The organism is Duganella sp. BJB476, from assembly GCF_003416895.1.
Classification (GTDB): domain Bacteria; phylum Pseudomonadota; class Gammaproteobacteria; order Burkholderiales; family Burkholderiaceae_D; genus Rugamonas.
In genome coordinates this window covers 16,829-29,566 of record NZ_QVIO01000003.1, presented here as the reverse complement: position 1 = coordinate 29,566, position 12,738 = coordinate 16,829, and the positions used below count along the sequence as shown (strand labels likewise).

Here is a 12,738-nt window from a genome sequence, read left to right as displayed (position 1 = left end):
CATGAAATCGATATTGCTGGCCGTTGCGCTGGCTGCGCTGGGCCAGGCCCATGCCGCCGCTCCGGTGGCGAAGATCCAGGCCATGCTGGCCAAGCCGCCGGTGATGTGCGGCCGTTTCGACCAGAGCAAGCAGCTGGCCGGCATGAAGAAGCCACTGGCCGCCAACGGCCGTTTCTGCGTGGTCGCCGGCAAGGGCGTGTTGTGGCGCACCTTGCAGCCTTTCCCCAGCACGCTGCGCCTGACGCGCGACGAGATTGTCAACTACCAGGGCGACCGCGTGGCGATGCGCCTGGACGCCAAGACCGAACCGACCGTCCGCATGATCAACAACGTGCTGTTCTCGCTGCTGTCCGGCGACCTGGGGCAGCTGGAGGCGCTGTTCGAGGTGGACGGCACGGTTGACGCCAACAGCTGGAACGTCATGCTCAAGCCGCGCCAGCCGGGGCTGGAAAAGGCCATCGGCACCATCAAGCTCGATGGCGGCGCCTACGTCAAGACCATCGTCATGGGCGACGCCGCCGGCGACCGCACCACCATCGTGTTCTCGGCGATCCAGGCCGGTGAGGCCGCGATGACCAAGGAAGAGGCGGCGCTGTTTTGATCCGTACCCGCCAACTCGCGCTGCTGTGGGCCCTGGTGGTCTGCCTGCTGCTGGGGCATAACGCCTATCTGTGGCTGGTGCAGCGCATCGCGCCGGATACCGACATCATGGCGCTGCTGCCGGTGCAGGAGCGCGATCCCGTGCTGCAGCAATCGTTCAGCCATATGGTCGATGCGGCGCAGCAGCGGTTGGTGGTGCTGGTCGGCGCGGACGACTGGCAGGACGCTCAGCGCGCGGCGGATGCCTACAGCGCCGTGCTGGCCGCCCGCGCGGACGTATTCGAAGCGACGCCGATCAACGAACAGACCCAGAACGACTGGCTGTCCCTGTTCCAGCGCCACCGATTGACGCTCATGACGGCGCAGCAGGAGGCGCAGTTGCGCGCGCAGCCGCCGCAGTTCTGGCTCGAAGCGGCGCTGGCAAAACTGTATGCCCCATTCGGTGGCCCGAACCTGGGCTCGTGGCGCGACGATCCCTTCGGCCTGTTCGCTGGCTGGCTGCAGGAGCGCGCGCAGGAAACGCCGGTGCGTCCGCGCGACGGCCACCTGTACGTCGCCGACGGGCAGCGCCAGTACGTACTGCTGCCGCTAACGCTGAAAGTGCCGGCGCTGTCGATGACGGCGCAGGAAACCGTGCTGCCGTTGCTGAAGCAGGCCGGCGACGCCGCCCGCAAGGCGCTGCCGCAAGTTGAATTGATACAGGCCGGCGTGATCCTGCACGCGGCCAACGCCAGCGCCCAGGCCAGCGGCGAGGTGTCCACCATCGGCATTGGCTCGCTGCTGGGCATCGTGCTGCTGATGTGGTTTGCCTTCCATTCGTTCAAGCCGATTTCGCTGATCCTGCTGTCGATCGGCATCGGCTGCCTCGGCGCGCTGTCGGTGTGCTGGCTGCTGTTCGGCCGCGTCCACCTGATGACGTTGGTGTTCGGCGCGAGCCTGATCGGCGTGGCGCAGGACTACGGCATCTACTTCCTGTGCAACCGCCTCGCGGCCGATGAAAAGCTGGCGTCGCCGGCGCTGTTGAAACGCCTGCTGCCGGGCCTGGGCCTGACCTTGCTGGCGGCGGTGATCGGCTACATGGGACTGGCGTTGACGCCGTTCCCCGGCCTGCGCCAGATGGCGGTGTTTTCCGCGCTCGGCCTGGTGTTCGCGTGGCTGACGGTGGTGTGCTGGTTCCCGGCGCTGATCGGCGGCCGCACGCTGAAGAGCGGGGCGCTGGTACGTGTCTATGGCGCGGCCTTGCAGCGCTGGCCGCTGTTGCGCATGAACCGCGCAACGCTGCTGGCCACTGTGGCGTTCGCGCTGGCGGCGGGCTATGGCGTCAGCCGCCTGGGCGCCAACGACGACATCCGCCTGCTGCAAAATCCGCCCAAGCACCTGATCGCCGATCAGATCAAGTTGAGCAAGCTGCTGGACGCGCCGACGCCGGTGCAGTATTTCCTGGTACGCGGCGATTCCGCCGAGATGGTGCTGCAACGTGAAGAAACGCTGAAGGCGCGGCTGGATCCGATGGTGGCGACGCACCGCATCTCCGGCTACCAGGCGATGTCGAACTGGGTGCCGTCCGCGCGCACGCAGGCCGCACGCCGCCAGCTGATCGAAGAAAAACTGCTGGCAGCGGGCGGCCCGCTGCACGCGATCGCCGCGCAAACCGGCGAGGACGCGCAATGGGTGGCCGCCACCGCCGCCGGTTTGCGCAGCGCCGCAGCGCCGCTGACGCTGGACGATTTCCTGAAGACCCCCGCCAGCGAGCCGTGGCGCCATCTTTGGCTGGGCGACGTCAAAGGCGTCTACGCCAGCATCGTCGCCTTGCGCGGCCTGTCCGGCGCCGCCGTGCCGCAGGTGCTGCAGGCCGCCGACGGATTGCAGGGCGTGCAGTGGGTCGACAAGGTGGCCGAGATTTCGTCGGTGCTGGGCCGCTATCGCCAGTATATGAGCTGGGTGGTGCTGGGTGCCTACGTGGTGGTGTTTGCGCTGCTGTTCCCGCGCTACCGCCGCCGCACCTGGCGCGTGCTGGCGCCGACCGCGCTGGCCAGCATCGCCACGCTGGCCCTGCTCGGCATGGCGTCGCAAAACCTCCAGCTGTTCCACGTGCTGGCGCTGATGCTGCTGCTGGGCGTTGGCGTCGACTACGGCATCTTCATGCAAGAGCATCCCGACCGCAGCGACCGCACGCCGTGGCTGGCGGTCGGTATGTCGGCGGCGAATACGATTTTGTCCTTCGGTCTGCTGGGACTGAGTTCCACACCGGCGTTGCAGGCGTTCGGCCTGACGATGCTGCTGGGGACCGCGCTGGTCTGGTTGATTGTTCCCTGTTTTGGCTCCGCCAACGAAAGCACATATGACTGACGCAATGAACATCGAAGCCGTTGAAATCCTGATCGTCGGCGCCGGCCCCGCAGGCTCGGTGGCCGCCGCGCTGCTGCGCCAGCAGGGGCGCCAGGTGCTGGTGATCGAACGCGAACAGTTCCCACGCTTTTCCATCGGCGAGAGCCTGCTGCCGCAAAGCATGGCCTATCTGGAGCAGGCGGGCATGCTGCAGGCGGTGGTCGAAGCGGGCTTCCAGTTCAAGAACGGCGCGGCGTTCATGCGCAACGGCCGCTATACCGATTTCGATTTCCGCGATAAGCATTCGGCCGGATGGGGCACCACCTACCAGGTGCAGCGCGCCGACTTCGATCATATTCTGGCCAAGGAGGCGGAGCGTTTCGGCGCCGAGGTGCGCTATCGTCATGAAGTGCTGAATATCGAACTGGGCACGAAAGGAGTTCCCGCCCTGGTCACTGTCAAGCGGGCGGATGGCGAGCAGTATCAGGTTCGCGCCGGCTTCATACTGGATGCCAGCGGTTTTGGCCGCGTCCTGCCGCGCCTCCTGAAACTGGAAACGCCGTCCAACTTCCCGGTGCGCGGCGCGATCTTCACGCACATTGCAGACGGTATCCACGGCGGTGATTTCGACCGCACCAAGATACGCGTCACCGTGCATCCCCAGCATTGCGACGTCTGGTTCTGGACCATTCCGTTTGCCGGCGGCCGTTGTTCGCTGGGCGTGGTGGCGGAGACCAGCTTCCTCGATCGCTACCAGGGCAGCGCCACCGAGCGCCTGCAAGCGATCGTGGCGGAGGAACCGTCGCTGTCGGCGTTGCTGGCCCATGCCAGGTGGGATACGCCGGCGCGCCAGATCGTCGGCTACTCGGCCAACGTCGACAAGCTGTGGGGCGAGGGCTACGCCTTGCTGGGCAATGCGGGCGAGTTCCTCGATCCGGTCTTCTCGTCGGGCGTGACCATCGCCTTCAAGTCGGCCAGCCTGGCCGCCGCGGTGCTGGAGCGTCAGTTCGCCGGCGAGCAGGTGGATTGGCAAGCCGACTTCGGCGCGCCGCTGCGCAAGGGGGTGGATACGTTCCGCGCCTTTGTCGAGTCATGGTATGCCGGCGGCTTCCAGACCATCATCTTCCATGAGAATCAACAGCCGGAAGTGAAACGCATGATTTCAGCCATCCTGGCCGGCTATGCCTGGGACCTGAGCAATCCGTTCGTCAAGGAGACGTCGCGCCGCCTGGCGGCACTGGAGGCGGTATGCGCGCAAGGCTGATGCGTCGCTGCGCGCCCTTGCTTGCAGCGTTGTTGCTGGCCGCCTGCGCCACCACGCCGCCGCAGGCCCGCCTGGGACTGAAACTGGCGCCGGCGGCGCTGGGCACTTCGATCAGCGTGCAGCAGCACTTGAAGGTCGAGCGCAATGGCCGCACCGATGATCTCGACGTCGCACTGCAAGTGGAGCCGGACGCGATCGACGTCGTCGGCCTGGCGTTTAGCCAGCGCGTGCTGACGCTGCATTACGACGGCAAGGAGCTGACCTCGTGGCGGCACGTGATGCTGCCGTCGCAGGTACGCGCCGAGGACGTGCTGGAGGATATGCAGCTGACCCTGTGGCCGGCCGAGGCGATCGCCGCCGCGCTGCCGCCGGGCTGGCGCGTTGCCGAGCAGGGCGCGCACCGCACGCTGTTGCTGGACGATCAACCGATCATGCAGATCTCCTACAGCGGCACACCGCGCTGGAGCGGCACCGTGGTGCTGGACAATTTACGATATCACTATAAGCTGACAATACAGTTTGCGGCGCCTACCGACTGAGACCGACGTATGTTGAAATTTTATCTGAACGCTTGCGGCATTGTTTGCGCATTGGGCGACAGCCCGGCGCAGGTGAAGGCGCGCCTGTACGCGGGCGAGACAGGGCTGGCGGCCACCGATAGCTTTTCGCCCGGCCGCCAGCTGCCGCTGGGGCGCGTGCAGGAGGAACTGCCGTCCGTGGCGCATCTGCCGCAGCGCCAGCGCAGCCGCAACAACGCGCTGGCTTTGGCGGCCTTGGCGCAGATCCGTCCCCAGGTGGATGCGGCGGTCGCGCGCTACGGCGCCGGCCGCGTCGGCGTGGTGCTCGGCACCAGCACTTCCGGCATAGGCGAGGCGGAACGGGCCATGGCCGGCCATGCGGCCGGCGGCGCGTTGCCGCAGGACTTCGACTACGGCCAGCAGGAGATGGGATCGCTCGCCGAGATGCTGGCGTGGGAGCTGGGCCTGGCCGGGCCGGCCTATGTGCATTCCAGCGCCTGCTCGTCGAGCGCCAAGGCCATGGCTGGCGCCGCGCGCCTGATCAAGATGGGCTTGTGCGACGCGGTGCTGACCGGCGGGGTCGATTCGCTGTGCGCCTTCACGGTGGCCGGTTTCGCCGCGCTGGAGTCGGTCAGCGCGGCGCAGTGCAATCCGATGAGCGCCAATCGCGACGGCATCAACATCGGGGAGGGCGCGGCTTTGTTCCTGATGAGCGCTGATGCCGCCATAGTCGCCTTGCTGGGCTGGGGCGAATCGTCGGACGGCCATCACATGTCGGCCCCCGATCCGGCCGGCGTGGGCGCGCGGCTGGCGATGACGCAGGCGCTGGAACGCGGCGGCGTGGCGGCGGCGCAGATCGACTATATCAACATGCACGGCACGGCGACGCGCCAGAACGACGCGATGGAGTCGGGCGCGATCGCGGCCTTGTTCGGCCACGAGGTTGCGGTCAGTTCCACCAAGCCCTTCACCGGCCACACGCTGGGCGCGGCGGCCGCGATCGAGGCGGCCTTGTGCTGGCTCGCCATGCAGGACGATAATCCGCAAGGCCGCTTGCCGCCGCACCTGTGGGACGGCATGGCCGATCCGGCGCTGCCGGCGCTGAACCTGGTGGCGCGCGGCGCGGCGCTGGGCCGTCCCTTGCGCCATGTGCTGAGCAGCTCATTCGCGTTCGGCGGCTCCAATGCGGCGCTGCTGCTGGGGAGGACCGCATGACGATGCCGGACGTGCGCGAACTGGTGCCGCATTCCGGCACGATGCTGCTGCTCGACCGGGTGCTGAGCGCCGACACCGACAACCTCTGCGCCGAGGTGACCATCCACGCCGGCAGCACGCTGGCGGGAGAGGGCGGCGTCGGCGCCTGGGTAGGCATCGAATACATGGCGCAGGCGATCGCCGCGCACGCCGGCTGGGTGGCCTGGCAGCGCAGCGAGGCGGTCAAGGTGGGCTTGCTGCTCGGATCGCGCAAATATGCCTGCGGCGTGCCGCTGTTCGCCACGGGCAGCGTGCTGCGGGTGCACGTGCACCGTGTGCTGCAGGGCGAAAACGGCCTGGGTGCGTTCGACTGCCGCATCGATGTCGTCGGCGGTGCAAGCGGCGTGGCGACGGCCACGGTGACGGTGTACCAGCCCGCTAATGTCAAACAATTTCTCGAAGATGGAAACGTAGTATGAATCAGAACAAGTCCATGAGCGTGCTGGTGACGGGATCGTCGCGCGGCATCGGTAAGGCGATTGCGCTGCGCCTCGCGCGCGACGGCTACGACGTGGTGCTGCATTGCCGCAGCCAGCGCGCGGAGGCCGATGCGGTCGCGCAGCAGATCGCCGAAATGGGCCGCGCGGTGCGCGTGCTGCAGTTCGATATCGGCGACCGCGCCGCCACCGCCGCCGCGCTGGAAGCGGACATCGAGCAGCATGGCTGCTACTACGGCGTGGTGTGCAACGCCGGCGTCGCGCGCGACAACGTCTTCCCGGCGATGTCCGGCGAGGACTGGGACATCGTGTTGAAAACGAACCTGGACGGCTTCTACAACGTGCTCAATCCTCTGGTGATGCCGCTGGTCCAGCGCCGCAAGCCGGGCCGCATCGTCACGCTGGCGTCGGTGTCCGGATTGATCGGCAATCGCGGCCAGGTCAACTACAGCGCGGCCAAGGCCGGGATCATCGGCGCCACCAAGGCGCTGGCGCTGGAACTGGCCAAGCGCGCCATCACCGTCAACTGCGTGGCGCCGGGGTTGATCGAAACCGACATGACCAGCGAGGTGCCGATGGAAGAAGCGCTGAAGATGATACCGGCGCGCCGCGTCGGCAAGCCGGAGGAGGTGGCGGCGGCCGTCAGCTTCCTGATCGGCGAAGAGGCGGGCTATATCACGCGCCAGGTCATCTCCGTCAACGGCGGCCTGGCATGAGCCGCCGCGTCGCCGTCACCGGCATGGCCGGCATCAGCCCGATCGGCAACGACTGGGCCACGATACGCGAGCGTCTGGGCCAGTACCGCAACGCCGTGGTGCGCATGGCGGACTGGGAGGACTACGAAGGCCTGAACACGCGCCTGGGCGCGCCGGCCGCGCCATTCGAACTGAACGAACGCTATCACCGCAAGGCGATCCGCAGCATGGGCCGCGTCGCCCTGATGGCCACGCGCGCCAGCGAACTGGCGCTGGCCGACGCCGGCCTGCTGGAGCACCCGCTGCTCAAGGGCGGCGACATGGGCGTGTCCTTCGGCTCGTCGGCGGGCACGCCGAGCGCCATCGGCGACTTCGGCCGCATGATGGAGGAGCGCACCACCAAGGGCATCAACGCCACCACCTACATCAAGATGATGGCGCATACGGCGCCGGTGAACATCGGCGTCTTCTTCGGCATCACCGGCCGCGTGATCACCACCTCCAGCGCCTGCACCTCCGGCAGCCAGGGCATAGGCTACGCCTACGAGGCTATCCGCGGCGGCAAGCAGCTGGCGATGGTGGCCGGCGGCGCCGAGGAGCTGTGCGCCACCGAGGCGGCGGTGTTCGACACCCTGTTCGCCACCAGCACCCGCAACGACGCCGGCCACACCACGCCCAGGCCGTTCGACGGCGGCCGCGATGGCCTGGTGATCGGCGAAGGCGCCGGCTGCCTGATCCTGGAAGACCTGGATCACGCGCAGGCGCGCGGCGCCGTGATCCACGCGGAGCTGGTCGGTTTCGGCACCAACAGCGACGGTTGCCATGTCACCCAGCCGAATGCGGCCACCATGCAGAAGGCGATGCAGTTGGCCTTGCAGGACGCCGGGTTGCAGCCGTCGGATATCGGCTACATCAACGCGCACGGCACCGGCACCCACCAGGGCGACATCGCCGAGTCGCAGGCGACGCTGGCGGTGTTCGGCGGCGCCACGCCCATCAGTTCCCTCAAGAGCTACATGGGCCACACGCTTGGCGCCTGCGGCGCGCTGGAAGCCTGGATCAGCATCGAGATGATGCGCGAGGGCTGGTTTGCGCCGACCATCAATCTGGATGCGATCGATCCGGCGTGTGCGGCGCTGGACTACATCGCCGGCGAAGGCCGTCGATTGGAATGCGAGTATGTGATGTCGAATAATTTCGCTTTCGGCGGCATCAACACGTCGCTGATTTTCAAACGGTACGTCAAGTAGCATGAGCGTCGCGGCCTCGCTCTGGATGACCGACGCCGACGCCGTGGCGGATGGCGATCTGCTGGACTGGTTGTCGGCGAGCGAGATGGCGCGCTACCGGCGCTTCGTGCGCGCGCAGCGGCAACGTCAGTTCGTTGCGGGTCGGGTGTTGTTGCGCATGGCGCTGGGCTCCTTGCTGGGCGTGGCGCCGCGCGATATCGAGCTGGAAGACATCCCCGGCGGGGCGCCTTTGCTGAAGGTGCCCAAGGTACGCGGCCGTGTACCCGGCTTCAGCATCTCGCACAGCGGCCGCTGGGTGGCATGCGCCGTGAGCGCGCAGACGGCGCTGGGACTGGATATCGAAATGCGCGATCCGCAGCGCGATCTGGCGGCATTGGCGGCGCAGGCTTTCGATGCGGACGAGATGGCGCAGTGGGCGCGTTTGCAGGCGTTGGATGAGGCGCAGCGCGTGGCCGGCTTTTACGGTTTGTGGAGCGGGAAGGAAGCGCGCTTCAAGCTGGGCGGGACGGCGCATGCGCATCGTCGCGATGTGCCGCACGAGGAATTGTCGGTGGTGTTGTACAGCGCCTTGCCGCTGGCGGCGCCGCCACGGATGGAGCTCGTTATGCTGCCGTCATCGCCACAGCCAATTCCATAGACCCGGCAGGGGTTGATCGGTGCCGGCATCGTCGACGGTGCGGGCCAGCGCCGCGCGCTCCAGTTCCGCGCGCTCGTCGTAGAACGGCTTGGCGGCCAGCGGCACGTCGAGTTCACGGGCGACGTCGAGCAGGATCTCCAGGTACTCCTGGATGTGGCGCGAGGTGTAGGTGTTCACGTCGTGGAAGGTGACCACCACCGGCGTGCTGCCGTCGACCGATGGCATGGCGCCGGCGGCCCAGCGTTTGCGGGTTTCGGCCAGATGCGTGAGCATATTGGAGCGCTTGTGCCAGCTGAAGTTGACGCCGTAGATCTTGCCGTCATTGGCACTGAGGTCGGTCAGCAGCATGCGCATGCCGTGCTGGTGGTAGGACTCCAGCGTATCGGCGTTGTAGGCCCAGAAGGGCGGTCGCACCAGCTTTGGCGCGACGCCGGTGGTGGCGATCAGGTCGTCGACGCCGCGCTGCATCGATTCGTCCAGCGCTGCGCGGCTCATGAGGCGGTGGTTCGAATGGAAGGTGGTGGCGCTGTGCAGCGCGACCACATGGCCTTCGTCGTATTCGCGCCGTATCAGGGTGCGGCCGACCGCCGTGCCGCCGCCATGCCAGGCGCGGGTCTGGGTGAAGAAGACCGCCTTGATGTGGTCCTGCAGCGGGTTGCTGGCCAGCGTTTCGAGGATATGCACGGTCGGATTGTTGCTGTCGGCGGCGGCCGGGCCGTCGTCGAACGTCAGCAGGAAGCGTATCGGAGCAGGCGGCGCATCCTGGGCTACGGCGCAAGGGCCCAGCAGCAGCGAGCAGAGGACCAGCAGCAGGCGGGAAAAATGGTTGGACACGGGCAGTTGGCATGGCGTGTGGAGCGGGACCGATATTGTACGTGGTTTTGCCGGAGCGGCCCCGCTCCCGGGCGCTTCCGGGCTTACTCGTCCAGGCTCCACACATACTGCATCCTGGTCCAGGATTGCTGCGGCACGCCGTCCACGGTGCCGGGCTTGAATTTGCACAGACCCAGGCCGGTCTGGGCCGCGCGGTCCAGTTCCCGGAAGCCGCTGGATTTCTCCACCTTCGAATCGGCCACCCGGCCGTCGGTGCCGATCAGCAGTGCCAGCGTGACGATGCCGGTATCGCCGTTGCGCAGCGCGGACTTGGGATAGTCAGGCTTGGCGCAGGCCTTGGCGTCCACCACCGCCGCCACTAGCTGCGGCGCCGCTTTCACCACCGTTTTCGCGCCCGGCTCGGCGATCCCCGGCTGGGACGGCTGCGACGGCGGCTGGTCCGTCAGCGGCCGCGCCGTCACCGGCGGCGGGTTGGACGGCAGCACCGGCGTTTCCACCTGCGGCACGAAGATGTCCGGCGGGGCCAGCTTGGGCAGCGGCACGTCGGGCGGCATCACTTTCGGTGGCGGCGGCACGGGCACGGTCGGCGTCAGGTCGATCACCGATTCCTTCACCCGGAACACCGTCAGCTTGGAGCCGTGCAGGAAGGCCGCCAGCAACGCCACGTGCAACAGGGCCACGACGGTGAGACCGGTGAGATTCTTTTTCTGATGCATAGTTGCTCCTTTGTGGTGGTATGAATTGCTATATACTGGAAGTATACTATTCCATGCAATAGCAAAATAAAAGGAAATTCAGGGAATATTTTGCGTGGCGATGGTGTGGTATGCTTCCACCATCGGGTAGCAAATATTCCAGGAGGTAGTAGTGAAGAAGATACGGGTCTTGCTGGCGGACGATCATCCCATCGTGATGACAGGCTTCGCGATGTCGCTCGAAGGGCAGGGGCTGCACGTGGTGGGGCAGGCGCGCACGCCGGAAGAGGCGCTGGAGCAGTACCTGCAGCTCAAGCCGGATGTGGCGGTGCTGGATATCCGCTTCGGCGAGCAGCTGACCGGCCTGGACGTGGCCAAGCAGATCCTGGTGCAGGCGCCGGACGCCGCCATCGTCTTCCTCAGCCAGTTCGACCAGGACAGCCTGATCAAGGAAACCTATCGTCTCGGCGGCCGCGCCTTCATGACCAAGGACTGCGATCCGGCCGACCTGGCGGCTGCGGTGCGGCGCGCGCACGACGGCGAGTTGTACTTCCTGCCGCAGATCGCTGAGCGGCTGGCCAACCTGTCGGTGCGCGGCGACGCGTCGCCGCAGTCGCAGCTGGACGAGCGCGCGCTGGAGATCTTCACGCTGATGGCCGAAGGCCTGACCAACGCGGAGATCGCCGAGAAGCTCGACGTCTCCACCAAAACCATCAGCAACATCAGCCAGGCGGTGAAGGAAAAACTGGGCGTGCACCGGCCGGCCTACATCACGCGGCTGGCCGTCAAGCACGGCCTGATCGAGCCGTAGGCGGATGCGGCTCGCGATGCGGCTGGATTTCTGGCGCCACTGGAGCGTGCGTGCGCGGCTGCTGTGCGTCACGGTCATCCCGCTGGCCTATATGTTCAGCACCTTCGTCTGGTACGCCTACCATTCGCGGCTGTCCGAGGTGCGCGAGGAGATGGCCGAGCGCGGCCCGCTGGTGGCCAAGGTGCTGGCCGAGAGCAGTGAATTCAGCCTGCTGTCGGGCCGCTACGACGACCTGCGGCTGACCATCAACGGCCTGCTGCGCTCGGACGCCAGCATCTATCGCATCGAGGTGCTGGACGCGCAGCGGCATGAGCTGGTGCAGGCCTCGGCGCATGCGCCGGGCCAGCCGGACGCCCGCTACTACGAGGCGCCGGTGCTCAAGCGGTTGATGTTCGTGACCATGCTGGCCGCCGACGGCAAGCCCTATCTGAGGGACAAACCGGCCGGCGCCAGCAGCGTGGCGGTCGAGACAATGGGCTATGTGCGGGTGACGATGTCGCCGTCGGCGCTGCTGGTCAAGCAGACGCGCCGCTTCTACGTCGAACTGCTGGTGGCCAGTCTTGGGCTGCTGGCCTGCGCGCTGCTGGCGTGGCAGCTGTCGACCGGCTTGAACGCATCGTTGCAGGCGTCGATGCAGGCGTTGCGCGCGGCCGATGCGGAAAAGCGCCGCCTGATCCGCAAGGTCAACACCGCCGTCGAGGATGAGCGCAAGACCATCGCGCTGGAGATTCACGATGAACTCAACGCCACGCTGATCGCGGCGCGGCTGGAGGCGCAGCGCATCGTCGACGTCAGCGCGCCGGGCGAGGTGCGCGAGCGCGCGCAGTCCATCATCAAGCTGGCGCTGGGTCTCTACAACAGCGGCCGCACGCTGGTGCGGCGCCTGCGTCCCGAAGTGCTGGACATGCTGGGCTTGGACGGCGCGGTGGAGGAGATGGTGCGCCATTACGACCGCGCGCACGCCGGCTGCCGCTACACCTTCCGCGCGGACGGACAGTTCGCGCAGCTGGAAAGCGGCATCGGCATCTCGGCCTACCGCATCATGCAGGAAGCCTTGTCCAACATCGCCAAGCACGCGCGCGCCACGCAGGTGACGGTGGGCCTGTCGCTGGACGGGGCAGGGCTGCGCATGGAGATCGCCGACAACGGCAGCGGCTACGACGCCGCGCTGGCCTCGCCCGGCATCGGCATCGTCGGCATGCGCGAGCGGGTGGCCGCGTTCGACGGCCGCATCGACATCAGCACCGCCATCGGCGCCGGCACGCGCATCGCCATCTTCATTCCGCAGGCAGCGTCCATGTCCTGAGCTGGATTGATCTGGCGCTAGCTTGTTGCTTATTGGCATGTTTGGATCTGGCGGCATGGGGTTATAATCCGTTCAACCTTTCCGTAACACCCATCAGAACGGATGCCGC

The 12,738-nt window shown here is 66.9% G+C and carries 13 protein-coding genes; 11 read left to right on the top strand and 2 right to left on the bottom strand.

All coding sequences use genetic code 11. The features are described from left to right. Position 1: 1 nt before the first annotated feature. From D0T21_RS13435 to D0T21_RS13395, 9 genes are read left to right on the top strand one after another with little or no spacing between them, the layout of a single operon-like run. The gene (locus D0T21_RS13435; RefSeq protein ID WP_229211472.1) at positions 2-601 is read left to right on the top strand and encodes an outer membrane lipoprotein carrier protein LolA; all 600 of its coding nucleotides are present in this window, start codon (positions 2-4) and stop codon (positions 599-601) included. Further along, the gene (locus tag D0T21_RS13430; protein WP_116990095.1) at positions 598-2,949 is read left to right on the top strand and encodes an MMPL family transporter; all 2,352 of its coding nucleotides are present in this window, start codon (positions 598-600) and stop codon (positions 2,947-2,949) included. The genes D0T21_RS13435 and D0T21_RS13430 overlap by 4 nt, the downstream gene beginning before the upstream one ends. Before the next feature lie 4 nt (positions 2,950-2,953). Continuing rightward, complete coding sequence (locus D0T21_RS13425; RefSeq protein WP_116990094.1) at positions 2,954-4,192, top strand: NAD(P)/FAD-dependent oxidoreductase; 1,239 nt, start codon at positions 2,954-2,956, stop codon at positions 4,190-4,192. Next, the gene (locus D0T21_RS13420) at positions 4,177-4,731 is read left to right on the top strand and encodes a DUF3261 domain-containing protein (RefSeq protein ID WP_116990093.1); all 555 of its coding nucleotides are present in this window, start codon (positions 4,177-4,179) and stop codon (positions 4,729-4,731) included. The genes D0T21_RS13425 and D0T21_RS13420 overlap by 16 nt, the downstream gene beginning before the upstream one ends. A gap of 9 nt (positions 4,732-4,740) precedes the next feature. Next, the gene (locus tag D0T21_RS13415; protein ID WP_116990092.1) at positions 4,741-5,925 is read left to right on the top strand and encodes a beta-ketoacyl-ACP synthase; all 1,185 of its coding nucleotides are present in this window, start codon (positions 4,741-4,743) and stop codon (positions 5,923-5,925) included. After that, complete coding sequence (locus D0T21_RS13410) at positions 5,922-6,383, top strand: hotdog family protein (protein WP_116990091.1); 462 nt, start codon at positions 5,922-5,924, stop codon at positions 6,381-6,383. Before D0T21_RS13415 ends, D0T21_RS13410 begins: the two co-directional genes overlap by 4 nt. Further along, positions 6,380-7,117, top strand: a complete 738-nt coding sequence (gene fabG / locus D0T21_RS13405; protein ID WP_116990090.1) for a 3-oxoacyl-ACP reductase FabG — start codon at positions 6,380-6,382, stop codon at positions 7,115-7,117. Before D0T21_RS13410 ends, fabG begins: the two co-directional genes overlap by 4 nt. Then, a complete protein-coding gene (locus D0T21_RS13400) occupies positions 7,114-8,346 on the top strand; it encodes a beta-ketoacyl-ACP synthase (RefSeq protein ID WP_116990089.1) in 1,233 nt (410 codons plus the stop codon). Before fabG ends, D0T21_RS13400 begins: the two co-directional genes overlap by 4 nt. A 1-nt stretch (position 8,347) precedes the next feature. Beyond that, positions 8,348-8,983 carry a 4'-phosphopantetheinyl transferase superfamily protein gene (locus D0T21_RS13395; RefSeq protein ID WP_116990088.1) on the top strand — a complete coding sequence of 212 codons (636 nt, stop codon included), beginning with the start codon at positions 8,348-8,350 and terminating at the stop codon, positions 8,981-8,983. Here the strand turns inward: D0T21_RS13395 and D0T21_RS13390 are convergent. Together D0T21_RS13390 and D0T21_RS13385 are read right to left on the bottom strand one after the other, a co-directional pair. Then, entirely contained in the window at positions 8,960-9,817 is an 858-nt protein-coding gene (locus D0T21_RS13390) for a polysaccharide deacetylase family protein (protein WP_229211470.1), read from the bottom strand. The genes D0T21_RS13395 and D0T21_RS13390 overlap by 24 nt on opposite strands. Before the next feature lie 83 nt (positions 9,818-9,900). Beyond that, complete coding sequence (locus tag D0T21_RS13385; RefSeq protein WP_116990087.1) at positions 9,901-10,533, bottom strand: energy transducer TonB; 633 nt, start codon at positions 10,531-10,533, stop codon at positions 9,901-9,903. A gap of 151 nt (positions 10,534-10,684) precedes the next feature. Here D0T21_RS13385 and D0T21_RS13380 point away from each other — a divergent pair, with 151 nt between their 5' ends. Next, entirely contained in the window at positions 10,685-11,323 is a 639-nt protein-coding gene (locus tag D0T21_RS13380) for a response regulator transcription factor (protein WP_116990086.1), read from the top strand. 4 nt (positions 11,324-11,327) lie between these two features. After that, complete coding sequence (locus D0T21_RS13375; RefSeq protein WP_229211469.1) at positions 11,328-12,629, top strand: ATP-binding protein; 1,302 nt, start codon at positions 11,328-11,330, stop codon at positions 12,627-12,629. Positions 12,630-12,738: the final 109 nt, after the last annotated feature.

What these genes read in the sequence shown, in the direction of transcription:
- D0T21_RS13410 (WP_116990091.1), top strand. Translation starts at nt 5,922, where the DNA reads ATGACGATGCCGGACGTGCGCGAACTGGTGCCGCATTCCGGCACGATG.
- D0T21_RS13425 (WP_116990094.1), top strand. Translation starts at nt 2,954, where the DNA reads ATGAACATCGAAGCCGTTGAAATCCTGATCGTCGGCGCCGGCCCCGCA.
- D0T21_RS13415 (WP_116990092.1), top strand. Translation starts at nt 4,741, where the DNA reads ATGTTGAAATTTTATCTGAACGCTTGCGGCATTGTTTGCGCATTGGGC.
- fabG (WP_116990090.1), top strand. Translation starts at nt 6,380, where the DNA reads ATGAATCAGAACAAGTCCATGAGCGTGCTGGTGACGGGATCGTCGCGC.
- D0T21_RS13375 (WP_229211469.1), top strand. Translation starts at nt 11,328, where the DNA reads ATGCGGCTCGCGATGCGGCTGGATTTCTGGCGCCACTGGAGCGTGCGT.
- D0T21_RS13395 (WP_116990088.1), top strand. Translation starts at nt 8,348, where the DNA reads ATGAGCGTCGCGGCCTCGCTCTGGATGACCGACGCCGACGCCGTGGCG.
- D0T21_RS13420 (WP_116990093.1), top strand. Translation starts at nt 4,177, where the DNA reads ATGCGCGCAAGGCTGATGCGTCGCTGCGCGCCCTTGCTTGCAGCGTTG.
- D0T21_RS13385 (WP_116990087.1), bottom strand. Translation starts at nt 10,533, where the DNA reads ATGCATCAGAAAAAGAATCTCACCGGTCTCACCGTCGTGGCCCTGTTG.
- D0T21_RS13435 (WP_229211472.1), top strand. Translation starts at nt 2, where the DNA reads ATGAAATCGATATTGCTGGCCGTTGCGCTGGCTGCGCTGGGCCAGGCC.
- D0T21_RS13400 (WP_116990089.1), top strand. Translation starts at nt 7,114, where the DNA reads ATGAGCCGCCGCGTCGCCGTCACCGGCATGGCCGGCATCAGCCCGATC.